The organism is Streptomyces sp. NBC_00775 (genome assembly GCF_036347135.1).
GTDB classification, from domain to species: Bacteria; Actinomycetota; Actinomycetes; order Streptomycetales; family Streptomycetaceae; genus Streptomyces; species Streptomyces lutosisoli.
In genome coordinates this window covers 10,479,461-10,505,154 of sequence record NZ_CP108938.1, presented here as the reverse complement: position 1 = coordinate 10,505,154, position 25,694 = coordinate 10,479,461, and the positions used below count along the sequence as shown (strand labels likewise).

Sequence of the window (25,694 nt, the reverse complement as noted above, 5' to 3'; positions counted from 1 at the left end):
CACCGGCTGAAGGGCGTAGACCATGTCGCCGAATTCCTCGATACTGGAGCCCGAGCAGGTCCGGGGCACCCTCTACACCACGGATTCGGTGCCCGCCCACCGCAGACGGGCGTACTGGCGCGAAGCCCTGTCCCGGACATTCGGCGCCGTGGACATGACCGTCCCGGACGAGGTGTATTCCGGCACGATCCGCACGGCACCGCTCGGCCGCCTCCAGGCAGTTACCGTGGAGGGCGACTGCCTGTCCGCCCTGCGAACTCGCCGACTCGTCGCGCAGGGCAGCGAAGACGAGTACGTGGTCGTCAAACTGCTGGACACAGGAGTCGCCCGAATCGAGCAGGACGGCCGCGAAGCGCTCCTCGGGCCGGGGGATGTTTTCGTCTATGACATGGCGCGCCCCGTTCGGCTGAGCCTTCCCCAGTCCTTCCGGACGAAGTCCCTCGTCCTGCACAGAGACGTTCTGGGCCTGAGCGAGTCCGAGATGGCTCACGTCACGGCCTCCCCACTCGGCCCCGACACCCCCCTGGGCGCGCTGCTGTCGCCCTTCCTGGCCGGGCTCGTGGACGACGCGGGAACCTACCCGCCACGCACCAACGAGCTGATGGCCCGCAGTGTCGTGGACCTGCTCGGTGTGCTGGCCGACGAGCGGCTTGGCCGGACGAGCACGGACACGCCCGGAGGGAACCGGGCACTGCTGCTGCGAATTCAGGCGTTCATCGACCGTCACATCGCGGACCCCGACCTGACCCCGCAGGCCATCGCCCGAGCCCACCAAATATCCCTGCGCTATCTGCACAAGCTGTTCGAGAGCGAAGACGCCACTGTCGGCCGGTACATCCAACGACGTCGACTGGAGGAGTGCCGGCGTGATCTGGCGCGCCACGCACATGGCTCCACGATCGCCGCGGTGGCGCACCGATGGGGCTTCATCAGTGCCGCGCATTTCAGCCGGGTGTTCCGGGCCGCCTACGGGTTGTCCCCCCGTGAATGGCGCGACACCAAAGGCCTGATGCCGCACCCCCTGTCACCCACGCAGCTCATCGACACCTGAACCCGGTTCCCGGTTCTTCATCGGGCTACATTCCGTGCATTCCTCGACAAGATGCACCCTCTATGGGGTTTTAGGGTCATTCACAGGAAATCCGCTCCTGGAGCCATCCATTGTTGGGGGAATGAAATGAACCAGCCTCTTCCCTCGGTCATGTGCATGGTGACGGTGCACGTCCGTGTCCCGGACGAGCTGCCCGCCCCGCTGCCCGCGGAGCTGCACTACGACATGACCGACCCCTACGCCGTCCGACTTTCCCTCGGCGCACCCGCGGCCAGACCCGTGGACTGGGTGTTCGCCCGCTCACTGCTCACGGAGGGCCTGCGCCGGACCACCGGTACCGGGGACGTGCTGGTGATTCCCCCGCATCGTTGCCAACCGGGCTCTGTGCGCATCGTCCTGAGGTCCGCCGCCGGCCACGCACTGGTCGACATCGCGGCGTCAGCGGTCGCCGCGTTCCTGCAGCGGACGGTCTCGCTGGTGCCCCCGGGGACGGAGAGCCTTCACATCGACATGGACCGTGCCCTCGCCGAGCTCACGGGCAGGCAGGACTGAGACGCACTCGACCTGCCGGAATGCCGGGGAAGTCTACGGCGTGTCGCCCAGCGAGTGGCGGGCTGCCTCGGCCTTGTCGGACGCGGACGCGCCCGTTCCTGCCCGATCCCGCCCGATCCAGATCTTGTTGCCGGGGAAGACGTCCGCGAGCTGCGGCATGATCGGGCCGGAGAAGGACTCGGCCGCCACGGTGCTCAGTACGGCCGACACGTCGAACGCCTTCGCGGCCTTGGCCAGGCCCACCGCGGAGTTGATGATCGCGGTGCGGTCGCCGCTTCCGGTACCGAAGGCGAGCTCTGCCTGGACTGGGACAGTCTCACCGCCGGCACCGATCCCGACCAGCAACTCGTCGTCTGGACCGCTGAAGTCGGCTCCACCACCCACGATGGCCTGCGCATCCTCGCCTCCTGGGCCGCAGACCAGTACCAGGCCACCGCAGAACCGGCCGAGTGAGGCCACCTACCTGGTCATGCCGTCCTACGTACTGGCCGTACACCGGTGATCGGCCCGGCCCCGGAGACGAGCAGAGTCTGCGGACCCTCGGCGGCGGTGCGCCTTTCCTGGTCGCGGGGAAGTCGGTGCGGCTGGCCGGCGTGACCGGCCAGTCCGGGACGCGTCAGCGGCGTCGCTGGTCGGCGCGCAGTTCGAAGTCGCCGTAGCTGTTGTCGACCGGGTTGACCGTGACGCCGGACGGGACGATCTCGTCGATGGCGTCGAGCACGTCGGACGACAGCGTGACGTGGGCGGCGGGCAGGAACGCCTCCAGCTGGTCCATGGTGCGCGGTCCGATGATCGCCGAGGTGACGCCGGGGTGGTTGATGACGAAGGCGACGGCCAGTTCGATCAGCGTGAGGCCCGCTTTCTCGGCCAGGAGTGCGAGCTGTTCGACGGCGTCGAGCTTGCGCTGGTTGGCGGAGGTGCTCAAGTCGAAGCGGGCCTGGGGGCGTGCCGCGGAGGCGGGGCCCTCGGTGGCGTTCTTGCGGTAGCGGCCCGAGAGCCAGCCGCCGGAGAGCGGGCTGTAGGTGAGGGTGCCCATGCCGTGGCGGCGCGCGGTGGGCAGGACGTCCTCCTCGATGCCGCGGACCAGGATCGAGTACGGCGGCTGCTCGGTCACGAACCGTTCCAGGTGGCGCTCCCGCGAGGTCCACTGGGCCTCGACGATCTGGGAGCCGGAGTAGGACGAGGAGCCGATGTAGCGGATCTTGCCCTGGTGTACGAGGTCGGAGAGGGCGCCGAGGGTCTCGGCGACGTCCGTGTCGGGGCTGGGGCGGTGGACCTGGTAGAGGTCGATGTGGTCGGTGTCGAGCCGGCGCAGGGAGTTCTCGACCTCGCGGATGATCCAGCGCCGTGAGCCGCCTCGCTGGTTGGGGTCGTTCTGGTCCATTGGCATGAAGAACTTGGTCGCCAGGAACACGTCCTCGCGGCGGCCCTTGAGGGCCTTGCCGACGATCTCCTCCGAGACGCCTGCGGAGTACACGTCCGCGGTGTCGACGAAGTTGATGCCCGCGTCCAGGGCACGGTGGATGATCCGGATCGAGTCGGCCTCGTCCTCGTTGCCCCAGGGGCCGAACATCATCGCGCCCAGGCAGAGCGGGCTGACCTGGACACCGGTGCGGCCAAGCGGTCGGTACTGCATGAAGTGGTTCTCCTCGGGTGTACTCAGTCGTCATCAGTCGTTCGCGGTCGGGACGACGGTTCCGGTGTTTGCCCAACTGGCCAGCAGGCCCAGGGCCTCCCTTGCCGGGGAGTCCGGTTCGGGCGTGTAGAAGTTGAGGCGAAGTCCGGGATCGGCCGGCAGCTCCATCGCCTCGTAGGGCAGGGCGAGATCACCGACTAGCGGGTGGTGCAGGTTCTTCACTCCGGAGCGGTGGAACTTCACGTCGTGGCGGGCCCACCGGCGGGCGAAGTCGTCGCTCTTGGTCGTCAGCTCCCCGATCAGGTCGGTCAGCGCCTTGTCGTGGGGTGCCCGGCCCGTCTCGTTGCGCAGAAAGGCGACCGCGTCGTCAGCGCCCTTGTCCCAGTCGACCCAGAAGTCCTTGCTCGCGGGGTCCAGGAACATGAAGCGGGCGCTGTTGATCGGGCCGCGCTGGGCGAACAGCGGCGAGTCGAAGAGGGGTGCGTACAGTGCCCGCCCCAGCGTGTTCGCGGCCAGGATGTCAAAGCGCGCGTTGCGCACGTACGCCGGCACATCGGCCATTGAGTCGAGCAGGCGCAGGATCGTGGGCCGCACCCGGGACGCGGTCGCCGTGGGGCGCCGGCCCGACGGGGTCGCCGCGTGGGCCAGGTCGTAGAGGTGAGTGCGCTCGGCCTCGTCCAGCTGCAGCGCGTGCGCGAGGGATTCCAGTACCGAGTCCGAGGCGCCGGAGAGGTTCCCGCGCTCCAGGCGGACGTAGTAGTCGACGCTCATGCCCGCGAGCAGCGCGACCTCCTCACGGCGCAGGCCCGCAACGCGCCGGTTGCCGCCGTAGACCGGCAGTCCGGCCTGCTCGGGGGTGATCCGGGCACGCCGGGTGCTCAGGAACTCGCGGACCTCGGCGGCCACGCTCTTCTTGTCTCTGTCTGCCATCGTCCAGATTCCTGAAATCGCTCCGCCGCCGGTGATCGCGCCCCGGTGGGACGGTCCAGCCCGACCTACGACGGTCCTGCCTTGAACTTCACCGTAGGTCCGTCCGCGAGGGCCTGCGAGGTACTGCCAGTACCTGGAAGACCAGTGACTCCCACCCCTGTACCCGCGCGGGGTTCTCTTGGAGAGAGAAGCGAGGACCAGGAGTCCGACACCAGGCCCTCACCCTGAAGTGAAGGACACACCGTGCGCGCAGCACCGAGGTACGACGGGACCGGCGACGTCGCCATAGCGGAACCCATGCCGCCCATGGCGGTGCGTGCGCCAGCCCCTGCCGCCCCGGCCCGGGCGACGCTGATCCTCACGATCATCTGCGTCAGCTACTTCATGGTCATCCTCGACAACTCGATCGTCTTCACCGGCCTGCCGCAGATCCGCTCCGACATGGGGTTCTCCGAGACCGGCCTGTCCTGGATCACCAACGCCTACGTCCTGGTCTTCGGCGGCCTGCTGCTGTTGGGGGCCCGGGCCGGTGACCTGTTCGGACACCGCAGGGTGTTCCTGTTCTCCCTGGTCGTCTTCGCGCTGACCTCACTTCTTGTCGGCGCCGCACAGAATCAGTGGTGGCTGATCGGAGCTCGGGCGCTGCAGGGCGTCGGGGCGGCGGTCCTGGCCCCCTCCGCTCTGTCCCTGCTCACCCGCAGCTTCGCCGAGGGCCGGGTCCGTAACCGGGCGATGGCCGCCTACAGCGCGGTGGCCGGGCTCGGCGCGGCTCTCGGCCTGGTGGTGGGCGGTCTGGTCGCCGACCTGATCTCGTGGCGGGCCGGGTTCTTCCTCAACGTCCCGGTCGGCATCGCGATGGTGGCGCTGGCCGTGCGGCTCCTGCCCGAGACCGAGCGCCAGGGCGGCCGCTTCGACGTCGCCGGGGCGCTCCTGGCGACTGCGGGCTCCACCGCTCTGGTCTTCGGCATCGTGGACGCCACCGACATCGGCTGGACCGCTCCGGCCACCCTGATTCCGCTGGTGGCGGGACTGGTGATGCTGGCCCTGTTCGTCCTGGTGGAGCAGCGGGCCGCGCAGCCGATCGTGCCGCTGCGGCTGTTCGCGAGCCGGGAGCGCAGCGGCGCCTACGTCACCCGGATGCTCTACATGGGCGCGATGATCGGGTTCTTCTTCTTCACGGCGCAGTTCGTGCAGAGCGTCTACCACTGGACGCCGCTGCAGGCCGGTCTCGCCTTCCTGCCGATGACGCTGGTCAACTTCGTCTTCGCCGTCCAGGTGCCGCGGCTGCTTGAGCGGGCGAGCAGGCCGCAGGTGCTCACCACCGGGCTCGTCCTGACCATGGTGGGCATGGTGTGGCTCAGCCGCCTCGACCTGCACACGCCCTACCTGACGGGCGTGGCGTTGCCGATGGTGCTCATCGGCGCCGGCCAGGGCCTGGCGCTGGCCCCGCTGACCTCCAGCGGAGTGGACGGGGTCGCCCCTGCGGACGCGGGAGCCGCCTCGGGCCTGGTCAACACCGTGCACCAGATCGGCAGCGCGCTGAGCCTGAGCATCCTGACCGCTGTGGCCGCCTCTGTCTCCACCGGCCATGGGGCCGTCGACATCGCGGCCCGCTCGGGTGCCGCGCTGACCGGCTCCGCCGTCCTGCTCGCCATGACTCTCGCGGCCACCCTCACCCTCATCGTCCCCGCACGTACCCGCCCGCACGAAAGGTCCCTCTGATGCAGACCCTCACCCTCAACAACGGCGTCGAGATGCCCGCCCTCGGACTCGGTGTCTTCCAGACCCCGCCGGACGAGACCCGGGCCGCCGTCACGGCCGCGCTCGAACTCGGCTACCGGCACATCGACACCGCCGCCGCGTACGGCAACGAACGCGAGGTCGGCCAGGCCATCCGCGCCTCCGCCGTACCCCGCGACGACATCTTCATCGAGACGAAGATCTGGATCAGCGACTACGGCTACGACGAGACCCTGCACGGCTTCGACAAGAGTGCCGCCAAGCTCGGCGTGGACCAGATCGACCTGCTGATCCTGCACCAGGCGCTGCCGTCGGACTTCGACAAGACCCTCGCGGCCTACCGGGCCCTGGAGCAGCTCCTGGCAGACGGCAAGGTCCGGGCGATCGGCGTCAGCAACTTCATGGTCGACCACCTGACCACGCTGCTCGACACCACCACGGTCGTGCCTGCCGTCAACCAGATGGAGATCCACCCGTACTTCCAGCAGCGCGCGGTCCTCGACTTCGACGACGAGCACGGCATCCTCAACCAGGCGTGGTCCCCCATCGGCGGCATCACCTTCTACCCCGGATACGGAGAGGACCGCAGGAGCGTCCTTGAGGACCCGGCCGTCACCGCGATCGCCGAGGCGCACGGCAAGAGCCCGGCCCAGGTACTGCTGCGCTGGGGCATCCAGCAGGGCCGCTCGGTGATCCCCAAGTCGACCAAGCGCCACCGCATCGCGGAGAACATCGACGTCTTCGACTTCGCCCTGACCACGGACGAGCTGAAGGCCCTCGACGCCCTGGAGACCGGCCGACGCGGCGGCCCCGAGCCCACGAACGTCACCCTCGCGGCCTACGGCCGCGCCATCCCCGAAGCCTGACAGCACCTCATACCTGCGCAAAGGAACCACCATGCCCACCACCGTCAACGCGTTCGGCACCCACGAAGCAGGCAAGCCACTCGTTCCCGTCACCATCGAGCGCCGCGACGTCGGCCCGCACGACGTCAAGCTCGACATCCTGTACTGCGGGATCTGCCACTCCGACATGAACTACGTCGACGGCACGTTCGGCCCGCTGGCCATCAGCCCGCTCGTCCCCGGCCACGAGATCGTCGGCCGGGTCACCGAGACCGGCCCCGACGTCACCCGCCACCAGGTCGGCGACCTGGTCGGCATCGGCTGCATGGTCAACTCCTGCCGCACGTGCGAGAACTGCCGGGCAGGCCAGGAGCAGTACTGCCTCAAGGGCAACACCCTGGTCTTCGGGGCCCTTGACCCCGCCGAGCCCGGCGCCCACACCCAGGGCGGCTACTCCGAGGCGATCGTCGCCCCGGAGGACTTCGTCGTCCGCGTTCCCGAGACTCTCGACCCGGCCGCCGCCGCTCCGCTGCTGTGCGCCGGCATCACCGTCTACTCCCCGCTCAGGCGGTTCGGCGCCCGGCCCGGCACCAAGGTCGCGGTCGTCGGCCTCGGCGGGCTCGGCCACCTCGGCGTGAAGATGGCCAAGGCCATGGGCGCCGACGTGACCGTCCTGTCGCAGTCCAGCAGCAAGCGGGAGGCCGCTGCGGCCCTCGGCGCCGACCACTACGCCGTGACCGGTGACGGCTCGGCGTTCACCGAGCTGGCCAACGCCTTCGACATCATCCTGAACACCGTCAGCGCGCCTGTGTCCCTCCCCGACTACCTCGGGATGCTGCGCCTGCACGGCACCATGGTGAACGTCGGTGTGACGACCGAGCCGATGCCGATGGAGGTCTTCGCCCTCCTGCAGAACGGCCGGTCCTTCGTGGGATCGCTGTTCGGCGGCATCGCCGAGACGCAGGAGATGCTCGACTTCGCGGCCGAGCACGATGTCACGGCCGACATCGAGCTGATCGACGCGCAGGACATCAACACCGCCTACGAGCGGATCCACGCCTCCGACGTCCGCTACCGGTTCGTGATCGACGGCGCGACCTTCGCGAAGCCGAAGCAGGCATGACGAACCACCACGTGGTCGCCGTCCACGGGCGCGGGAATCGCCCTTGTACGAGAGTGACCTGCGGCGACGGCAGCGCAGGATGAGTCGCCGCACAGAGCCCGTGATCGTGACGCCCGAGTGAAACTGTCGACATGGGCTCCCCATTGCGCCCACCTCCTTCAAGGAAATGAACATGGCAACACACCCCCTGACCGTGCTGGTGGTCGGCGCCACCGGCAGCATCGGACGGCTCGTGGTGGCCGAGGCGATCGCTCGCGGGCACACCGTCCGGGCCCTGGTACGTGACCGCGCGAAGGGCGCCCAGCTGCTCCCCGCCGACGCCGAGCTTGTCGTCGGCGATATCACCCGGCCCGAGGCCCTGCCCGAGGCGGTGGCAGGTGCCGACGCCATCGTGCTCACCCTCGGCTCCTTCGGCACCGGCGCTTCCTCGCCGGAGACGGTGGACTACGCAGGCGTACGCAACGTCCTCACCGCCCTGGCCTCCGTGGACGCCGCACGGCCCCGCATCGCACTGATGACCTCCATCGGGGCCACCACCCGCAGCAGCAGCTACGGCCACCTGCTGGAGTGGAAGCGCCGCTCCGAACGTCTGGTACGGGCCAGTGGCCTCACGTACACCATCGTGCGGCCGGGCTGGTTCGACATGAACGGACCCGACGAGCAGCGCCTGGTGTTCCTCCAGGGCGACCGCCGCCGCTCCGGCGGCCCTGCCGACGGATGTGTCGCGCGCGCCGACATCGCACGGGTCCTGGTGGCGGCCCTCACCGCTCCCGAGGCGGCCGGCCGTACCTTCGAGCCGGTGGCCGAACAGGGAGCCGCACCAAGCGACTTGGGGCCGTTGTTCGCGGCGCTGGACCAGGACCCGCCCGGCTCCCTGGACGCGGTACGGGACGAGGCCAACATGCCGCTCGACGCCGAGCCGCAGCGGGTCCGCGACGACCTCGACGCCGTCCGGGCACGCGCCGCGGCCTGACGACAGCCCAGGCCCGCCACGCAACAAGGAGTCAGCGTGCCACCCACCCCCAGCCAGACGGACCGGGAGGCCATCCTCCAGGCCCACCACGCCTACTTGGACGCCATGGTCGAAGGAGACACACCGTCACTCGACGACCTGCTCGACGACGGTTTCACCCTCACCCACATGACGGGCTACGTGCAGCCCAAGGCGGAGTGGCTGGCCGAGATGAGGGCCGGGCAGTTCGTCTACCACTCCATCGACGAGGTGGACACGGCGCTCGACCTCGGCGGCGGCACGGCGCGTCTGACCGTCCGGACCATGACCGACGCGAAGGTGTACGGAAGCCGGGCCGACTGGCGGTTGCTCCTGACCACCGACTACGGCCGCCGCGGCGAGACGTGGGTCCCTCTGAGAACGGTCGCCACGACATGGTGACCCGCAGCAGCCGAGGGGCCATGGGAGCCCTGAGGACTCCCATGAATCCAACAGTCCCAACGGCCCCGAGGAGACTGCGTCGTGGCGGCCCTTGAGTTCGTCGTGCATCGTGCTGACCGCGCTCGGCGTCGAGGGAGTCGTGGCGCACGCACCGAAGCGTCTGCGTGTCCCGGCAGTGCACTGGATTCGTTCCGGCAGTGCACTGCCTCCCCTTCCATGCGCTGCGGGGTCAGCGCCGGTGCGCTGGTGGTCAATTGCCGCTGCCTTCGCGGTTTTAGCCTGATGATGGCCGGCTCCGCAGATCTCTGTGTCCGACCGGAGTCGCCTCACCTCGCCGGAGAGACCGGCGCACCACATGAACCCGGGAGAATCACATGTCCGACGCCGTCGTACCGGTCCAGCCGGTCCTGGAGCCGGCCGCCGCCGCGTTCGCCGAGGCCACCGCCAACCCGCCCTACCTCTTCGACCTGCCGCCCGCCGAGGGCCGCAAGGCGGTCGACGAGGTGCAGTCCGGCGAGATCGACAAGCCGCAGATCGACGAGGAGTGGATTACTGTCTCCGGCGGTCCGACCGGCAGTGTCCGGGCGCGCATCGTCAAGCCGGCCGGTGCCACGGGAACGCTGCCGGTGATCCTCTACATCCACGGCGCCGGCTGGGTGTTCGGCAACTCCCACACGCACGACCGCCTGGTGCGCGAGCTCGCCGTCGGAGCGAACGCCGCCGTGGTGTTCCCCGAGTACGACCTCTCTCCCGAGGTCCGCTACCCGGTCGCCATCGAGCAGAACTACGCGGTCGCCCAGTGGGTCGTCGAGCAGGGCGCGTCCAAGGGCCTGGACGGCTCCCGGCTGGCCGTCGCCGGCGACTCGGTCGGCGGCAACATGACCGCCGCGCTGACGCTGATGGCCAAGGAGCGCGGCGACGTCCCCCTGGTCCAGCAGGTGCTGTTCTACCCGGTCACCGACGCCAACTTCGACACCGGCTCCTACCACCAGTTCGCCACCGGGTACTTCCTGCGCCGCGACGGCATGCAGTGGTTCTGGGACCAGTACACCACCGACGAGGCCGAGCGCGCCCAGATCACCGCGTCCCCGTTGCGCGCCACCACCGAGCAGCTCACCGGACTGCCGCCGGCACTGGTCATCACCGGCGAGGCCGATGTCCTGCGCGACGAGGGCGAGGCCTACGCCAACAAGCTGCGCGAGGCCGGCGTCCCGGTCACCGCCGTCCGCTTCCAGGCCATCATCCACGACTTCGTGATGCTCAACCCCCTGCGCGAGACCCACGCCGCCGAGGCCGCCATCACGCTGGCCACCGGCACCCTGCGCACCGCGCTCCACGGTCACTGACCCAACACCCCGCAATCACCGAAACCAAGGAGGAGAACCCAGGCATGGCCACCCACACCACCCCCACAGCCGTTCTCGTGCACGGAGCGTTCGCGGACGCAGCCAGCTGGTCCGGGGTCATCGCAGAACTGCAGAACCACGGCATCCCCGTGGTTGCGCCGCCGAACCCGCTGCGCGGCCTGGCGGCCGACTCCGCGTACATCGCTTCCGTAGCTGCTCAGATCGACGGTCCGGTGGTACTGGTCGGCCACTCCTACGGCGGTGCGCTCATCTCCGTGGCCGGCACCACCGAGAACGTCGTCGGGCTGGTCTACGTCGCCGCGTATGTCACCGAAGAGGGCGAGAGCCTGGTCGAGTTGCAGGGGCGTTTCCCCCTCTCGTCGCTCGTCAGCAACCTGAAGGAGGCGACGTACCCCGTGGAGGGAGCGGAGCCCGCGGTCGAGGTCACCATCAAGACCGAGGCGTTCCCGGACATCTTCGCCGCCGACGTCCCGGCCGCCGTCACCAAGGTCCTGGCGGTGGCGCAGCGTCCGCTGGCCGCCGGGGCGTTCACGGAGACGGCCTCGGCCGCCGCGTGGAAGACCAAGCCCTCCTGGGCGCTCGTGGCCGGCGCGGACGAGGCGATCAACCCCGAGGTCCAGCGCTTCGGCGCGAAGCGGGCCGGGGCGACGATCGTCGAGGTCGAGGGCGCCTCGCACGCCGTGGCCGTGTCCCAGCCCAAGGAGGTCGCCGATCTGATCCGTGACGCGGTGCGCGCGACGAGCTGACAAGGCGAGGGGCGGCATGGCGGCCGCGCGGACGGACTCCCCGTAGGGTGCCCGTCCGCGCGGCCCGTCCGTCGTGGCCGGCGGTGAGATCCCGCCGCGGGCCCCTCACCGACGCGGCACCGTGACCACGACAACCAGGACCGCCAGCAGCGCACCGGCGGCGAGGGCAGGTGCCGGGGACCAAGCGGCCAGCAGGACGCCGACCGCGACGACGAGATACGGAACCCTCTCGGCCGCGCTCCTTTGGTGAGGCCGCAGATGCACGGCCCACACCGTGATCAGGAAGACGGCCGCAGGGACGGTGACCGCCGAACCGGCAGCCGGCGACGAGGCCTCGGTGTGCCGCGTGACGTGATCGGCGTACGCGGCCAGGCCGGCTCCCTCCGCGGTCGCCGAAGCGAAGATCAGGTAGTGGCCGTAGGCCCAGGGGAATCGCCTGCGATGGGCCTGGTGCGTCGTGGCGAGCAGGGTGTGCGCGGGTCTGGCGAAGTACAGCCACCACATGGCATAGGCCATGAGCAGGCCGCCGGCCGCCACCGCGTACAGCGAACCGGTGCCGTGATGCCGGTCGAAGGCGCTCCGGACGGCGACGGTGGCCGCCGCGACGGACTCTCCGAGGACGATGAGGGTGAAGAGTTCATAGCGCTCGGCGATGTGGCGCGGATGCCATGGGGTCATCCCGGCGGACTGCGCCCACACGGGGACGGAGACCTCGGCGAGGATCATCACCGCGATGCCCGGCAGCCGCACCGGTGCCGGGAGGCCGAGCAGGGTGATCCAGCCGAGCTGACACACCGTCACTCCGGTGGCGAAACGCAGAGTCGTCCTTCGCCGAGCGGGGTCGGACAGCGCGGCCCGGAGCCACAGCGCGGCCAACACCGTACGCAGCACGACGTATCCGAGGGCGATGACCCGCAGATCGCCCTCCTCGAACGCGCGGCGAACGCCGGCAGCGAGGACGAGTGAGCCGGTGATCTGGAGCAGCACCATCAGCCGGTACGGGACGTCGTCCGGGTCGTAGGCGGAGGCGAACCAGGTGAAGTTCATCCACGCCCACCAGATGGTGAAGAAGACCAGCGCGAAGCGCAGGACACCGGTGGCGTACTCCCCGTGGGTCAGCGCCTCGTGCAGGCTCGCGGACGCCTGCGCCACCGCGATGACGAAGCACAGGTCGAAGAGGAGTTCCAGCGAGGTGGCAGACCTGTGCGGCTCGCCGGGGTCGCGGCCCGGCATGGTGCGCCATCGCCTGGGCGCCGGGTCGGCGTGGGCGATCGGGGGGCGGCTCAGCGGAGGGCTCCGAGCGCGGCCTCTACCGTCCGGTGGAAGGTGGGATAGGTGTAGATCATGTGCCGCAGCCGGTGAACGGGCACCTCGGCGTGGACAGCCACGTTCAGCCCGTAGAGCACCTCGCCTCCCGCCGGCCCCGCCGAGGTCGCGCCGACCAGCACGCCCCGGTCGGCGTCCTCGACGAGCTTGATGAATCCCTCGTTGCCCGGTCCGTGGATCCAGCCTCGCGTGGAGGAGGCGATGGTCAGCACGCTGGTGCGCACCCGCAGCCCCTGCTCACGCGCCTGACGCTCCGTCAACCCCACGGCTCCGATCTCCGGATCGGTGAATGTGACGCGGGGCAGCGCCCGGTAGTCGGCGTCGGGACCGGGCTGCCCGAGGATGTCCTGGACTGCGATCCCCGCCTGGTACATCGACACATGGGTGAAGGCGCCACGGCCCGTGATGTCGCCGACCGCCCACAGCCCCTCCCCTGCCCGCATCTGCCCGTCCGTGTGCACGGCTCCCGCCGTCGGATCGAGCCCCACCGTGTCGACCGCGAGCGCGGCCAGATCGGCGTGGCGCCCGGTGGCGACCAGAAGCCTCTCGGCACGCAGCGGCTCCCTGTCACCCTCCAGCCATACGGTGAACTCGGTGCCGTCATGGCTGACCTGCCGTGCCCGAGTACCCGTGAGTACGGTGACGCCGTCCGCCCCCAGAACCTCCGCGGCCAGCACCCCGGCTTCCGGTTCCTCCTGCGACAGCAACCGGTCCTGCCCCTCGATCACCGTGACGGCGCATCTGAAGCGGGCGAAGACCTGCGCGAGTTCGACGCCTATGGCGCCCCCGCCAAGCACGAGCATCGACGTGGGCAGCTCCTTGGCCGCCATGGCGTCCCGGTTCGTCCAGTACGGCGTTTCCTCGAGCCCTGTTATCGGGGGGATCCTGGGCCGCGTGCCGGTGGCCAGCACGACACCGCGTCGGGCTTCGAAGGTGCGGTCGCCGACCGTCACCCGGCGCGGCCCGGAGAGGCGGCCCGTTCCCCGGACGAGTCGACCACCCTTGGCCGCGAGACGATCGGCGGCCACCTGGTCGTTCCAGTCGTCGGTGGCCTCGTCCCGTATACGCCTGGCAACCCGGGCCCAGTCCGGGGTCACGACCGCTTCGCCGGCGAGGGCGGGCACCCGGCCCGCCTCGGCGAGCAGGTTCCCGGCCCGGATCATCATCTTGCTGGGCACGCACCCCCAGTACGGACACTCGCCTCCGACGAGTTCCGCCTCGACCCCCACCACGTCAAGGCCGGCCTCGGCCAGCGTTCCCGCGACGTACTCACCACCCGGACCCAGCCCGACGACCACCACATCCGCCTGCTCGTTCGCGCTCATGCCTGCCTCTCCTCGCTCCTCGGGCTCCACGGGCGTGGGCTGTACCGCCGAGGCTAGATCGGCCGACTGACGGCCCGTGCCCGCCAGCGCACGGGTGCTTGCCCGAGAGTGAACGACGGGCACGGGACACCGCGCACAGTGCGCTGGTGGGCACCACCGCATGCGCTACCGGGCAAGGCGCCGTGCGTCGGGGCACCTAGCGTCACTCGGGTACGCACAGCTCGGCACCGCAGGAGGCAGACCATGACCCCCAGTTCCAAGCCCGTGAGCAGCAGCCAGCCGTGGCTGCACCAGAAGGGCGAGGTGATCCAGGAGTTCGGCACCGTCAAGCAGTTCCCGGTCGGCCTGTCCTACGAGGCGCGGATGTACTCCTGCCAGCGCCTCAACAAGGTCCTGGCGGACACGCAGATCCTCTACGGCCTCTACAAGAAGCATCACTGGCTGATGCGCGGCGCGACCTTCTACCAACTGCACCTGGTGCTGGACAAACACGCGGGAGAACAGCTCGAACTCATCGACACCATCGCCGAACGCGTCCAGTCCCTGGGCGGCGTCGCGGTGGGAGACCCCAGGCACGTCGCGGAGATCACGTCGATTCCGCGGCCTCCGGACGGGGTGGAGGAGGTGCCGGCGATGCTGTCACGGCTGCTGGAGGCCCACGAGAGCATTCTCATCGATGCCCACGACGGCGCTGCCCGGACCGTCGAGTTGGGTGACGACGGCACCAACGATCTGCTGGTCTCACAGGTGATCAGGACCGGGGAACTGCAGGCGTGGTTCCTGGCCGAGCATCTGGTCGACACCCCGCTGGTCCGCGCCTGAAGAATGGCCTCGGTCCGCCGCCTCAAACGTACGCGAGCAGGGACCTGAAGAGGCATGAGCCGGCACCCGCACACGCTCCGCCGTCCGCATACGATGCGGCGAAGTTCGAAGACCGTCGCCTTCGTACCAGACCGAGCGCTGCTGGACCGGAGCGGATGGTGGATCTGCGGCAGATGGAGGTCGTCGTCTCGGTGGCGGATGCCGGCGGTTCCACTGCGGCGGCAAGGCAGCTATCACGTGTTCAGTCCGCCGTGCCCAGCTCAGTCCGGGCCCTCGAACGGGAACTGGCAACCCCTTGTTCGACCGCACCACGCACCGCGTCGCCCACCCCCGGCCGGAGAGGCGTTCGTGCCCGCCGCACGCGCGGTATTCCGGGCGGCACGCGCCGAACTGGAAAATCACTGTGGTGAGACCTCGCGGCTAGGCGCCCCTGGTGGTCGCCGCTCTGCTGCGGCACAGCACTTGACGGCGACCGGGGCGCCTCTCGGCCATCCCAGCCGTCACACGTCGAACATCGTGCGGGCTGTGGGCCTGTATTGAGCTGACGGAGCTCCGCGCGAGCAGGGCGCGGACCGCCCGCCGCTGCGGCGAGGTCGGCGAACGGGCCGTCGACGCGTCCGCGCCCATTGCCATGGCGTGGCCGTGACGCGCCGCGCCGCGCCGTGACGCGCCGCGAGGGAGCCAACCCCCTCTGCGAGCACTGCCCTCTCTGTGTCGCAAGCCACGGCTTGCGATTCGGAAACCTCCGCTCGGATGACCGGGGCAGGAGAGGAGAACGCCGTGGGACCACTTCCCGTGCACGCACAGTCATCCCAGCCATGCGGTGGACTCCTACCGTTCGAGAACCACTCAATTACCTGATAACTGGAGGAATCTTGCAGTTCGGGATCTTCAGCGTCGGCGACGTCACCCCGGACCCGACCACGGGCCGTACGCCGACCGAGCGTGAGCGCATCAAGGCGATGGTCGCCATCGCGCAGAAGGCCGAGGAGGTCGGGCTCGACGTCTTCGCGACCGGCGAGCACCACAACCCGCCGTTCGTGCCGTCGTCGCCGACCACGATGCTCGGCTACATCGCCGCGAAGACGGAGAAGCTGGTCCTGTCCACCTCCACCACCCTCATCACCACCAACGACCCGGTGAAGATCGCCGAGGACTTCGCGATGCTCCAGCACCTGGCCGACGGCCGGGTGGATCTGATGATGGGCCGCGGCAACACCGGCCCGGTCTACCCCTGGTTCGGGCAGGACATTCGCGAGGGCATCAACCTCGTCATCGAGAACTACGCCCTACTGCACCGGTTGTGGCGCGAGGACGTCGTGAACTGGGAGGGCAAGTTCCGTACGCCGCTGCAGGGCTTCACGTCCACGCCCCGCCCGCTTGACGGCGTGCCGCCGTTCGTCTGGCACGGGTCGATCCGCTCGCCCGAGATCGCCGAGCTGGCCGCCTATTACGGCGACGGCTTCTTCCACAACAATATTTTTTGGCCCGCCGACCACACCAAGCGGATGGTCGAGCTGTACCGGAGCCGGTACGCGCACCACGGGCACGGCACGGCCGAGCAGGCGATCGTCGGCCTCGGCGGACAGGTGTTCATGCGGCACAACTCCCAGGACGCCGTGCGCGAGTTCCGGCCGTACTTCGACAACGCTCCGGTGTACGGGCACGGGCCGTCCCTGGAGGACTTCACCGACCAGACCCCGCTGACCGTCGGCTCGCCGCAGCAGGTCATCGAGAAGACGCTGAGCTTCCGCGAGTACGCCGGCGACTACCAGCGGCAGCTGTTCCTGATGGACCACGCCGGACTGCCGCTCAAGATCGTCCTGGAGCAGCTCGACATGCTCGGCGAGGAGGTCGTGCCGGTGCTGCGCGAGGAGTTCGCCAAGGGGCGCGCGGCCGGGGTGCCAGAGGCGCCCACCCACGAGTCCCTGCTCGCCGCCTCCTCGGAACCGGAGGAGGTGACCGCCGCGTGAAGCTCGTCGCCGTCTCGGCGGGGCTGAGCGTCCCGTCCTCCACGCGGCTGCTCGCCGACCGGCTCACCGATGCGGTCCGCGACGAGCTCGCCGACCGGGGCCACGAGGTGGAGGTCGAGGTCATCGAGCTGCGGGCCCTGGCCGTCGCCATCGCCAACAACCTCGTGACCGGTTTCCCCGCACCACAGCTGGCCACCGTGATCGAATCGGTCACGGGCGCCGACGGCCTGGTCGCCGTGACTCCGGTGTTCACCGCCTCGTACAGCGGGCTGTTCAAGTCCTTCTTCGACCTGATCGATCCCGAGGCCCTCACTGGCAAGCCGGTCCTGATCGCGGCAACGGGGGGCACAGCCCGCCACTCGCTGGTCCTGGAACACGCCCTGCGCCCGCTGTTCGCCTACCTGCGCGCCGTCATCGTCCCCACGGCGGTCTACGCCGCGTCCGAGGACTGGGGCTCCGGCGGCGATGCATACACGCAGGGCCTGCCCGCACGCATACGGCGGGCAGGTGGGGAGTTGGCCATGCTCCTGGCCGCCAGGGCAGCCGATCCGGCACCCGAAGACGACGTCACCTCGTTCGAGAAGCAGCTCTCCGACCTGCGCTTCGACTGAGCGCAGGTCAATCGCATTCCCGTGGGTCACATAGCACCTGGCGAACGGCCCTCAACCTGGTACGGCACTACTGGCGCGCCAGCAAGCTGTGGTCGTCCGGGTCCTGCTTCGCCGGGTCCGTCGGCGGCGGCGCCCCACTCTCGGTGGTCAAGCAGTACATCGAACAGCAGAAACTGGCCGGTGTGAGCCGCTCCACCCCCGGCCTGAAGGCCGGAGCACTACGAATGAATCCTGGTAGCGGCCGTAGTGGTCGGCGTCGTGCGTTCTGCCCAAGGGGCCGCGGCCATGAACGCCGGTCCGGCCGGCCCGAGGGCGACCGGATACAGTGCGCGGGACGGCAGCCTGGTTTGTGAGGGGAAGCGTGACCGACACCAGCGACACCCGACCCGCCGACAGTGAAGCGCAAGCGCCGCGGCAGAGCCGACTGCTCCGCCTGATGCGCTACCTCCCCCTGATCGCCCCCGTCCTGCTGTGGGCCGTGCCCTGCTGGGTGCTCCTGCACAGCGGCCAGCACTGGCCGCTGCCCGTCACGCTCGCCGGCACCGCCCTGTTCGCCCTCGGCCTCGTCGGTATGCCGCTCGCGATGGTGCGCGGCCACGGCCGGCGGCAGCAGGACTGGGCGGCGATCGTCGGTGACACCCTGCTTGGAGTCAGCTGGGTACTGTTCACTTGGTCCGTCCTGCTCGGCGTCCTGCTGCGCCTCGCCCTGACCGTGGCCGGCGTAGGCGACGGTCAGAACCGGGCCCGGATCGTCACTTGGGCGGTCCTCGGCGTAGCCGCCGTGCTGCTCGCCTGGGGGTACGCCGAGGCCCGCCGCGTGCCACGCGTGCGCCGACTCGACGTGCAACTCCCACGGCTGGGTGCCGGGTTGGACGGCATCCGCGTCGTCCTCATCACCGACACCCACTACGGTCCCCTCGATCGCACTCGCTGGTCGGCACAGGTATGCGAGAGGGTGAACACCCTGGAAGCCGACCTGGTCTGCCACACCGGTGACATCGCGGACGGCACGGCCGAACGCCGCCGCGCCCAGGCCGCCCCACTCGGAACCGTGCGGGCCACCCGGGCCCGTGTCTACGTCACCGGCAACCACGAGTACTACAGCGAGGCCCAGGGCTGGGTCGACCTGATGGACGAGCTGGGCTGGGAGCCGCTGCGCAACCGCCATCTGCTGCTCGAACGCGGAGGCGACACCCTCGTGGTCGCCGGCGTGGATGACGTCACCGCTGAGTCCTCCGGCCTGGCAGGCCACCGCGCCCACCTTGCCGGAGCGTTGAACGGCGCCGACCCCGACCTACCCGTCCTGCTCTTGGCCCACCAGCCCAAGTTCATCGACCGGGCGGCAGCAGGCGGCATCGACCTCCAGCTCTCCGGCCACACCCACGGCGGCCAGATCTGGCCCTTCCACCACCTGGTCCGCATCGACCAGCCCGCCCTCGCCGGCCTCAGCCACCACGGCCCCCGCACCCTCCTCTACACCAGCCGCGGCACCGGCTTCTGGGGCCCGCCGTTCCGCGTCTTCGCCCCCAGCGAGATCACCCTGCTTGTGCTCCGCTCCCCGCAGCGGCCTCCCACGCGATAGCACGGAGTGGGCCGACAATCCCTCATGGACCGGTTCACCGAGTCAGATCCTGCCTCGTCCTCCCTTGCGCGGACGCCGCCGGTCGGCCATTTCAACCCAGAACGCATCTCTGACCTTGCGCCGCCATCCGACGCGCACCGCCGTTGAAACCGCTGGACAACACAGACTGCGGCCAACCTTCCCGGTCAGAGCTCTTCCCCGCGTGCGCCGACACCTGGGCACCGGGGCCGGGCGGCACCAGGGACGCTTCTGCCACAACCGGCGTGGACCCACAGGACCCGCCGTCCGGGCGCCGACCGGGTTGACGGTCCCGGCGCCTGGACGGCCGACTCCTCGACGAGCGACGCCCCTGTCAGCAGATCCGCGGCAGTTGCTCCCCGATCGGCAGATCGACCACCCGCGTTCCCCCCAGGCCGGTGCGGGCCACGACCATGCCGGGATGTGCCTCGACGGCCTCACCGATGATCACGGAATCCGCGCCCAGAGGATGGGCTCGCATCGCCTCGAGGACGGCGTCGGCGTGCTCGCGCGGGACGAAGGCCACCAACTTGCCCTCATTGGCGATGTACATGGGGTCCAGTCCGAGAATGGCGCAGGCATTGGCCACGGTCGGCGGGACCGGGACGTCGCGTTCCCGGATGACCACCCCTGCGCCGGAGGCCTCCGCGATCTCGTTGAGCGTGGCCGCCAGGCCGCCACGGGTGGGATCGCGCAGTACGTGCAGATCCGGGGTGACGGCGAGCATGGCGTCGACCAGGCCGCCGAGCGCCGCGCAGTCGCTCTTGATCTCCACTCCGAATTCCAGGCCTTCGCGCACGCTCATGACCGCCACCCCGTGGACACCGATGGCGCCGCTGACGATCACGACGTCGCCGGGGACGACCCGCTGAGGACGCAGATCGACACCCGCCGGGACGAGACCGATGCCCGCGGTGTTGATGTAGATCCCGTCGCCGTGGCCGGCCTCCACCACCTTGGTGTCACCGGTGGCCACCTCCACACCGGCGGTGCGCGCGGCCGCGCCCAGCGCCTTCGACACCCGCGTGACCACGTCCAGCTCGACGCCCTCCTCCAGGATGAATCCGCAGGAGAGGTAGGCGGCGCGGGCGCCGCTCATGGCGAGGTCGTTGACGGTGCCGTTGACCGCCAGGTCACCGATGCTGCCGCCGGGGAAGAACAGCGGCCGCACCACGTAGGAGTCGGTGGAGAACGCCAGCCGGGCACCGCCCAGGGAGAAGACGGCGGCATCACCCATCTGGGCGAGCACCTCGCCCCCGAAGGCGGGGGCGAAGATCTGCTGGACCAGTTCGGCGGAAAGGGCTCCACCGCCGCCGTGGCCCATGACGACGCGGGGCAGGTCGCGTACCGGTGCCGGACACGTCCACGCCTCGATGTCCAGGGCGGGGGCGGGGAGATCGGTGGTGTCAGACAACGGGGGTCGCCTCCCGGGCCTTGGTGGCGGGCAGGTCCAGACGCCGGTAGAGGTAGTACGCCGCGCAGGCGCCCTCGCTGGAGACCATGGTGGCTCCCAGGGGGGTGCGGGGGGTGCACAGGGTGCCGAAGGCCTCGCACTCGTGCGGCTTGAGCAGTCCCTGCAGGACCTCTCCGCTGCGGCACTCGGCGGGTTCGGCCGTCTGGATTCCGCCGACCGAGAAGCGGTGCTCGGCGTCGTGGTCGCGGTACTTCGACGACAGCCGCCAGCCGCTGTCGGGGATCACCCCGATGCCGCGCCAGGCGCGGTCGGTGACTTCGAAGACGTCCTCCAGCATGGCCCGGGCGGCCGGGTTGCCCTCCGGGCGGACGGCACGGGCGTAGGCGTTGTCGACGGTGTGCTCACCGCGTTCCAGCTGGCGGACGGCCCGGCGCACGCCTTCGAGGATGTCCAGTGGCTCGAAGCCCGTCACGACGATCGGGACACGGAAGCGTTCCGCCAGTTCCGGGTACTCCCCCATGCCCATCACGCTGCAGACGTGCCCGGCCGCGAGGAAGCCCTGCACACGGCAGCTCGGCGACGACATGATCGCCTCGATGGCCGGAGGTACGCGGACGTGGGACACCAACATGCTGAAGTTCGGGATGCCGAGCTTCCGGGCCTGGTGGACCGTCATGGCGTTGGGGGGCGCGGTCGTCTCGAAGCCGATGCCGAAGAACACCACCTCGCGGTCCGGGTTCTGCTGGGCGATCCGCAGCGCGTCGAGTGGCGAGTAGACGACGCGCACGTCGCCGCCTTCCCCGCGGACCTGGAACAGGTCCCGTCCGGTACCCGGCACGCGCAGCATGTCACCGAAGGAACAGAAGATCACCCCCGGTCGGGACGCGATCTCCAGAGCCTTGTCGATGACCTCCAGCGGGGTGACGCATACCGGGCAGCCAGGCCCGTGGATCAACTCGACCTCGTCCGGAAGGAGTTGGTCGATGCCGTGGCGGATGATGCTGTGCGTCTGCCCTCCACACACCTCCATCAGGGCCCACGGCCTGGTCACCGTGGCGTGGATGTCGTCGAGGAGCCGCCGTGCCAGCTCCGGGTCCTGGAACTCGTCGATGTACTTCACTACTTGCGCACCTCTTCCACCGGGTCCACGCCCGCCTCTGCCGCCGCCGTCTCCCAGGGGTCGCCGAACTCCTCCTGCAGCATGCCGAGTTCGGCGAAGAGTTCGAGGGTCTGCCGCGCCGACTCCTCGTCCAGCCGTTGCAGGGCGAACCCGACGTGGACGATGGCGTACTCGCCGACCTCAAGGTCGGGCAGGTACTCCAGGCACACCTCCTTGACCACGCCGCCGAAGTCGACGGTGGCCATCCGGGTGCCGTCCCGTTCCTCGATGTCCAGCACTTTGCCGGGTACCGCCAGGCACATGAGCCTCTCCTCGCTGTGGGTCGCGCGTTGCTCAGTCGGGGGAAGTGGCCCGAGCGGCCACCATCAGCTGGCCCAGCGCCAGGCCTCCGTCGTTGGGCGGCACCAGGTGGTGCCGCAGGACCGTGAAGCCGTCCTCGCGCAGGGTGGCGGCACAGGCCGAGGAGAGCAGCGTGTTGGCGAAGACGCCTCCCGTCAGGGCGACCGTGTCCAGCCCGTGCCGCTCTCGCGCCCGCACGCAGATCCGGTGCACCAGAGCGGTCACGCCCCGATGGAAGCGAGCCGCGACCAGGGCCGGCCCGATGTCCGCGCGCAGGTCGTCGACGATCGCCGCGAGTACGGGTGCCGGATCGGCCCGTACGACGCCGCCCCCCTTCTCCGCCGACGTGTGAAGGGCGAAGGCGTACGCGGTGGGGTCCTCGGCGGGTGCGTGCAGAGCCGCACCCTCCAGCTCGACGGCGGCCTGTGCCTCGTATCCGGCTCGGTGGCACACCCCGGCGAGAGAGGACACGGCGTCGAAGAGCCGGCCCATGCTGGACGTGGGGACACAGTTCAGGCCGCGCTCCAACTGCCGTTCCAGGAGGCGGAGTTCGTCGGGCGGGCAAGCAGCCGTACAGGCGAGGTCGTCGGACCAGCCGATCCCGGCCGCCCTCAGGTGGGCCAGCGCCATGCGGTACGGCCGGCGCACCGCAGCGTCGCCACCGGGCAGCGGGACGTACGCGAGGTGCCCGAACCGGGTGAAGCGGTCGTAGTCCGCGAGCAGGAACTCCCCGCCCCACACGGCGCCGTCGTCGCCGTGGCCCGTGCCGTCGAAGGCGACGCCGATCACCGCCCGGGTGCCGTCCAGCCCGTGTTCGGCCATCGCGGCGGCGACATGTGCGTGATGGTGCTGGACGCGCACGACGGGACGACGGGAGGCGTTGCGGTCGGCCCAACGGGCGGAGCGGTAGCCGGGATGCCGGTCGGACACCAAGGTCTCGGGCCGTACCCCCGTGATGGACTCCAACTGCGCCGCCGCGCGCTCGAAGGCCCGCTGCGTACCGACGTCGTCCATGTCACCGATGTGCGCCGACAGCCAGGCGCGACGGCCCGCCCCCAGGCAGAAGGCGTTCTTCAGGTCTCCGCCGACGGCGAGAGCCGGCCGCACGGGCAGCGGGAGGGAGACCGGCAGCGGGGCGTAGCCACGCGAGCGGCGGATCACCAGCGGCTCCCCGTCGCAGACGCGGACCACGGAGTCGTCGCACGGGACGTGGATCGGCCGGTCGTGCGTGAGCCAGGCGTCGGCCAGGTGCGCGAGCCGCTCCAGCGCCTCCGCGTCGTCGGTGACGATCGGCTCACCGGACACGTTGCCGCTGGTCATCACGAGCAGCCGGGGGCCGTCCGCGTCGCCGGGCAGGCCGAGCAGCAGATGGTGCAGGGGCGTGTACGGCAGCATCACGCCGAGGTCGGGGCTGCCGGGCGCGACGTCCTCGGCGGGCCTCGGGTCCCCGGCACTGTACGAAGGGTGCGGACGCCGCCTCACCAGGACGACCGGTCTGGCCCGGTCTTCGAGCAGGCTTCGCTCCTCGGGGCTCAGCCGGACGAGGTGACGGACGTCGTCCGCGGTCCTGGCCATGACGGCAAACGGCTTGTCCCCGCGCGCCTTCCGGCGTCGCAGGAGGGCCACTGCCGCCTGGTTCGTGGCATCGCAGGCGAGGTGGTAGCCGCCCAGGCCCTTCACGGCGAGGATCGCGCCCCGCGTCAGCAGGGTGCGCGCCTCGGTGACCGGGTCCGCACCGTCGACACTCCTGAGCCCTGGCTCCTGGGCGACGAGCAGCCGCAGACGCGGCCCGCAGGCCGGGCAGGCGACCGGCTGCGCGTGGAAACGGCGGTCGGCCGGATCCGCGTACTCCCGAGCGCATTCGGGGCACATCTCGAAGTCGGCCATGGTGGTGTTGGCCCGGTCGTACGGCACGCCGGTGACGATCGTGAAGCGCGGGCCGCAGTGGGTGCAGTTGACGAACGGGTGGCGGTAGCGCCGGTCCGCCGGGTCGGCCAGCTCCGCGAGGCAGTCGGCGCAGGTGGCGGAGTCCGGGGAGACCAGGGTGCGGGCCGGTCCGTCGGTGCGGGAGGTGAGGATGGTGAACGCGGTGCCGCCGACGGGAGGCATCTCCCGGTGGTGGACGGACTCGACGCGGGCGAGCGGGGGTGCCTGGGCGGCGATCCGGTCGCAGAACCGGGCCACGGCCGAGGCGGTGCCCTCGACCTCCACGACGACGCCCTCCGGGGTGTTGGTCACGTGTCCGGCGAGGGCGAGTTCGGTGGCGAGGCCGTACAGGTAGGGCCGGAAGCCCACGCCCTGCACCACTCCCCGGACGGTGACCCGGCGGCGTCGCGGAGTGTCCTCGGCGACGGCGGCCGGGGCCTGCGGACCGCTCACGAGTGGGTGTGGGCCATGGTGCCGGTGGCCTCCGTGTGCGCGTGGGTGTGACCGTGGTGATGGGGCAGCCGGGCCATGACCGGCGAGTGGACGGGTGCGCCGTCCGCGGCCGCCAGCGCCCTGTCGAGCAGCGCGCCGACTCCCTGCCCCCGGCGTGCCGAGGTCAGGACCACTTCGACTCCCGGGTTGACCTGTTCCACATTCGCGCGGAACGCGGCCTCGTCGAACTCGACGGCCTCCGCGATGTCGGTCTTGGTGACCACGATCAGGTGGGCGAGGCCGAAGGCGGTGGGGTACTTGAGCGGCTTGTCCTCGCCCTCCGTCACGGAGGCGAGGGTGACCCTCAGCGTCTCCCCCAGGTCGTAGGAGGCCGGGCAGACCAGGTTGCCGACGTTCTCCACGAACAGCAGCCGGGTGTCGTCGGGCAGCCACCCGTCCAGGTGCCCGGCGAGCATCCCCGCTTCCAGATGGCACAGTCCGTCGGTGAGCACCTGTTTGACCGGGACGCCCGAACGCGCCAGGCGCGCCGCGTCGTTCTCGGTGGCGAGATCGGCGGTCAGCGCGGCGACAGGAACGGACCGCTCTCGTGCCCGCAGCAGTTCGCGCTCCAGCAGCGCGGTCTTGCCGCTGCCCGGACTGGACAGCAGGTTGACGACCGCGGTGCCTCGGGCCGCGAGGTGTGCACGCAGTTCGTGGGCGCTCGCGTCGTTCTTCGCGAGTACGGCCTGGCGCAGGTCGACGACACGACACATGGTTCAGCGCTCCTCGGAGATCGGTTCGCGGGTGGGCACGTGCGTGGGGCCGTCCTCCCAGTGCACGTCGACGATCTGCAGTTCCCGGCCCGCGAGCAGCTCGGTACGCGTCCCGCCGCACACGGGGCAGGTCAGCCGGGGCGGCATGCCGACGGCCCATTCGTGCGCACAGGGCGTGCAGCGGGCCCGCCCCGGCACCGCTTCGGTAACCAGTTCGGCGCCTTCCAGCAGGGTTCCGGCGCAGGCCAGTTCGAAGGAGAAGGCGAGCGCATCGGGTACGACGCCGGCCAGTTCGCCCACCTGGAGCCGTACCGATCGCACCGCCGAGACGTCACCGGCCCGCGCGGCGGCCTCTGCCACCTGGTCGACGACGGCCAGCGCGACGGACATCTCGTGCATGGGTCTCCGTCCTTCCGCGGCCTGTCTCCGGTCGGCCTTCATTAGAGGCGCGCACACCCGGGTCGCACGGACCGGCACGCCGTCACCGGCCGACAGGTACGCCGTTCGACGCAAACCGCACGGCACACCGGTGGCGCCCACGGTTCACATCCGTCGGATCCGCAGGTAGCGCCTGAGGTCGGGAAGCACCTCGGCGAAGACGGCGACCATGACGGCAAGGGCCGCTCCGCCGATGACGATCTTCTTCATCC

General features: G+C 70.2%; 25 protein-coding genes and 3 pseudogenes. 16 read left to right on the top strand and 12 right to left on the bottom strand.

Features of this window, described 5'->3' with window-relative positions:
* Positions 1–22: 22 nt before the first annotated feature.
* Both OIC96_RS46925 and OIC96_RS46920 read left to right on the top strand, forming a co-directional pair.
* Complete coding sequence (locus OIC96_RS46925) at positions 23–1,051, top strand: helix-turn-helix domain-containing protein (protein ID WP_330301947.1); 1,029 nt, start codon at positions 23–25, stop codon at positions 1,049–1,051.
* A 126-nt stretch (positions 1,052–1,177) separates the two neighbouring features.
* The gene (locus OIC96_RS46920; protein ID WP_330301948.1) at positions 1,178–1,603 is read left to right on the top strand and encodes an SsgA family sporulation/cell division regulator; all 426 of its coding nucleotides are present in this window, start codon (positions 1,178–1,180) and stop codon (positions 1,601–1,603) included.
* Between the two features lie 120 nt (positions 1,604–1,723).
* Here OIC96_RS46920 and OIC96_RS46915 read toward each other — a convergent pair.
* Positions 1,724–1,897: pseudogene (locus OIC96_RS46915) on the bottom strand (hydrolase); the annotation flags it as partial.
* Between OIC96_RS46915 and OIC96_RS46910 the strand changes: the two are divergent.
* Positions 1,892–2,056 (top strand): annotated as a pseudogene (locus OIC96_RS46910) (transcriptional regulator); the annotation flags it as partial. The pseudogenes OIC96_RS46915 and OIC96_RS46910 overlap by 6 nt on opposite strands.
* Before the next feature lie 163 nt (positions 2,057–2,219).
* On the opposite strand, the gene OIC96_RS46905 reads toward OIC96_RS46910, so the two are convergent.
* Together OIC96_RS46905 and OIC96_RS46900 are read right to left on the bottom strand one after the other, a co-directional pair.
* A complete protein-coding gene (locus OIC96_RS46905) occupies positions 2,220–3,239 on the bottom strand; it encodes an aldo/keto reductase (RefSeq protein WP_330301949.1) in 1,020 nt (339 codons plus the stop codon).
* A 33-nt stretch (positions 3,240–3,272) separates the two neighbouring features.
* Positions 3,273–4,169 carry a helix-turn-helix transcriptional regulator gene (locus tag OIC96_RS46900; RefSeq protein ID WP_330301950.1) on the bottom strand — a complete coding sequence of 299 codons (897 nt, stop codon included), beginning with the start codon at positions 4,167–4,169 and terminating at the stop codon, positions 3,273–3,275.
* Between the two features lie 243 nt (positions 4,170–4,412).
* On the opposite strand from OIC96_RS46900, the gene OIC96_RS46895 reads away from it, so the two are divergent.
* The 7 genes from OIC96_RS46895 (at position 4,413) to OIC96_RS46865 (ending at position 11,383) form a co-directional block, all read left to right on the top strand.
* Positions 4,413–5,891 carry an MFS transporter gene (locus tag OIC96_RS46895; protein ID WP_330301951.1) on the top strand — a complete coding sequence of 493 codons (1,479 nt, stop codon included), beginning with the start codon at positions 4,413–4,415 and terminating at the stop codon, positions 5,889–5,891.
* Entirely contained in the window at positions 5,891–6,775 is an 885-nt protein-coding gene (locus OIC96_RS46890; RefSeq protein ID WP_330301952.1) for an aldo/keto reductase, read from the top strand. Before OIC96_RS46895 ends, OIC96_RS46890 begins: the two co-directional genes overlap by 1 nt.
* Before the next feature lie 31 nt (positions 6,776–6,806).
* Positions 6,807–7,877: an NAD(P)-dependent alcohol dehydrogenase gene (locus tag OIC96_RS46885; protein ID WP_330301953.1), complete on the top strand. Its 1,071-nt coding sequence runs from the start codon at positions 6,807–6,809 to the stop codon at positions 7,875–7,877.
* 172 nt (positions 7,878–8,049) lie between these two features.
* Positions 8,050–8,850, top strand: coding sequence for an SDR family oxidoreductase (locus OIC96_RS46880; protein WP_330301954.1), 801 nt, complete (start codon positions 8,050–8,052; stop codon positions 8,848–8,850).
* A gap of 36 nt (positions 8,851–8,886) precedes the next feature.
* A complete protein-coding gene (locus OIC96_RS46875; RefSeq protein ID WP_330301955.1) occupies positions 8,887–9,270 on the top strand; it encodes a nuclear transport factor 2 family protein in 384 nt (127 codons plus the stop codon).
* A 374-nt stretch (positions 9,271–9,644) separates the two neighbouring features.
* The gene (locus OIC96_RS46870) at positions 9,645–10,616 is read left to right on the top strand and encodes an alpha/beta hydrolase (protein WP_330301956.1); all 972 of its coding nucleotides are present in this window, start codon (positions 9,645–9,647) and stop codon (positions 10,614–10,616) included.
* 44 nt (positions 10,617–10,660) lie between these two features.
* On the top strand, positions 10,661–11,383 hold the full coding sequence (locus tag OIC96_RS46865) for an alpha/beta fold hydrolase (protein ID WP_330301957.1): 723 nt from the start codon (positions 10,661–10,663) through the stop codon (positions 11,381–11,383).
* 105 nt (positions 11,384–11,488) lie between these two features.
* On the opposite strand, the gene OIC96_RS46860 is transcribed toward OIC96_RS46865, so the two are convergent.
* Positions 11,489–12,616, bottom strand: coding sequence for a low temperature requirement protein A (locus tag OIC96_RS46860; RefSeq protein ID WP_330301958.1), 1,128 nt, complete (start codon positions 12,614–12,616; stop codon positions 11,489–11,491).
* Between the two features lie 50 nt (positions 12,617–12,666).
* Positions 12,667–14,034 carry a dihydrolipoyl dehydrogenase family protein gene (locus tag OIC96_RS46855; protein WP_330301959.1) on the bottom strand — a complete coding sequence of 456 codons (1,368 nt, stop codon included), beginning with the start codon at positions 14,032–14,034 and terminating at the stop codon, positions 12,667–12,669.
* A gap of 243 nt (positions 14,035–14,277) precedes the next feature.
* On the opposite strand from OIC96_RS46855, the gene OIC96_RS46850 reads away from it, so the two are divergent.
* From OIC96_RS46850 to OIC96_RS46830, 6 genes and pseudogenes are all read left to right on the top strand, one after another.
* A complete protein-coding gene (locus OIC96_RS46850) occupies positions 14,278–14,856 on the top strand; it encodes a Dps family protein (protein WP_330301960.1) in 579 nt (192 codons plus the stop codon).
* A 155-nt stretch (positions 14,857–15,011) separates the two neighbouring features.
* The gene (locus OIC96_RS46845) at positions 15,012–15,266 is read left to right on the top strand and encodes a helix-turn-helix domain-containing protein (protein ID WP_330462155.1); all 255 of its coding nucleotides are present in this window, start codon (positions 15,012–15,014) and stop codon (positions 15,264–15,266) included.
* A 465-nt stretch (positions 15,267–15,731) separates the two neighbouring features.
* Positions 15,732–16,829 carry an LLM class flavin-dependent oxidoreductase gene (locus tag OIC96_RS46840; RefSeq protein ID WP_330301961.1) on the top strand — a complete coding sequence of 366 codons (1,098 nt, stop codon included), beginning with the start codon at positions 15,732–15,734 and terminating at the stop codon, positions 16,827–16,829.
* Positions 16,826–17,440 (top strand): FMN reductase, encoded by a 615-nt coding sequence (locus tag OIC96_RS46835; protein WP_330301962.1) that lies wholly within the window; start codon positions 16,826–16,828, stop codon positions 17,438–17,440. The genes OIC96_RS46840 and OIC96_RS46835 overlap by 4 nt, the downstream gene beginning before the upstream one ends.
* Before the next feature lie 53 nt (positions 17,441–17,493).
* A pseudogene (locus tag OIC96_RS50030) lies at positions 17,494–17,610 on the top strand (IS200/IS605 family transposase); the annotation flags it as partial.
* Between the two features lie 191 nt (positions 17,611–17,801).
* Positions 17,802–19,022 carry a metallophosphoesterase gene (locus OIC96_RS46830; RefSeq protein WP_330301963.1) on the top strand — a complete coding sequence of 407 codons (1,221 nt, stop codon included), beginning with the start codon at positions 17,802–17,804 and terminating at the stop codon, positions 19,020–19,022.
* A gap of 352 nt (positions 19,023–19,374) precedes the next feature.
* On the opposite strand, the gene hypE is transcribed toward OIC96_RS46830, so the two are convergent.
* From hypE to OIC96_RS50025, 7 genes are all read right to left on the bottom strand, one after another.
* Entirely contained in the window at positions 19,375–20,454 is a 1,080-nt protein-coding gene (hypE, locus tag OIC96_RS46825; RefSeq protein ID WP_330301964.1) for a hydrogenase expression/formation protein HypE, read from the bottom strand.
* Complete coding sequence (hypD, locus tag OIC96_RS46820; RefSeq protein ID WP_330301965.1) at positions 20,447–21,574, bottom strand: hydrogenase formation protein HypD; 1,128 nt, start codon at positions 21,572–21,574, stop codon at positions 20,447–20,449. The genes hypE and hypD overlap by 8 nt, the downstream gene beginning before the upstream one ends.
* Positions 21,574–21,876, bottom strand: a complete 303-nt coding sequence (locus tag OIC96_RS46815; RefSeq protein WP_330301966.1) for a HypC/HybG/HupF family hydrogenase formation chaperone — start codon at positions 21,874–21,876, stop codon at positions 21,574–21,576. The genes hypD and OIC96_RS46815 overlap by 1 nt, the downstream gene beginning before the upstream one ends.
* 31 nt (positions 21,877–21,907) lie before the next feature.
* Complete coding sequence (hypF, locus tag OIC96_RS46810) at positions 21,908–24,292, bottom strand: carbamoyltransferase HypF (RefSeq protein WP_330301967.1); 2,385 nt, start codon at positions 24,290–24,292, stop codon at positions 21,908–21,910.
* Entirely contained in the window at positions 24,289–25,044 is a 756-nt protein-coding gene (hypB, locus tag OIC96_RS46805) for a hydrogenase nickel incorporation protein HypB (RefSeq protein WP_330301968.1), read from the bottom strand. The genes hypF and hypB overlap by 4 nt, the downstream gene beginning before the upstream one ends.
* A 3-nt stretch (positions 25,045–25,047) precedes the next feature.
* On the bottom strand, positions 25,048–25,443 hold the full coding sequence (locus OIC96_RS46800) for a hydrogenase maturation nickel metallochaperone HypA/HybF (RefSeq protein WP_330301969.1): 396 nt from the start codon (positions 25,441–25,443) through the stop codon (positions 25,048–25,050).
* A 144-nt stretch (positions 25,444–25,587) separates the two neighbouring features.
* A complete protein-coding gene (locus OIC96_RS50025) occupies positions 25,588–25,692 on the bottom strand; it encodes a DUF6893 family small protein (protein ID WP_406501228.1) in 105 nt (34 codons plus the stop codon).
* Positions 25,693–25,694: the final 2 nt, after the last annotated feature.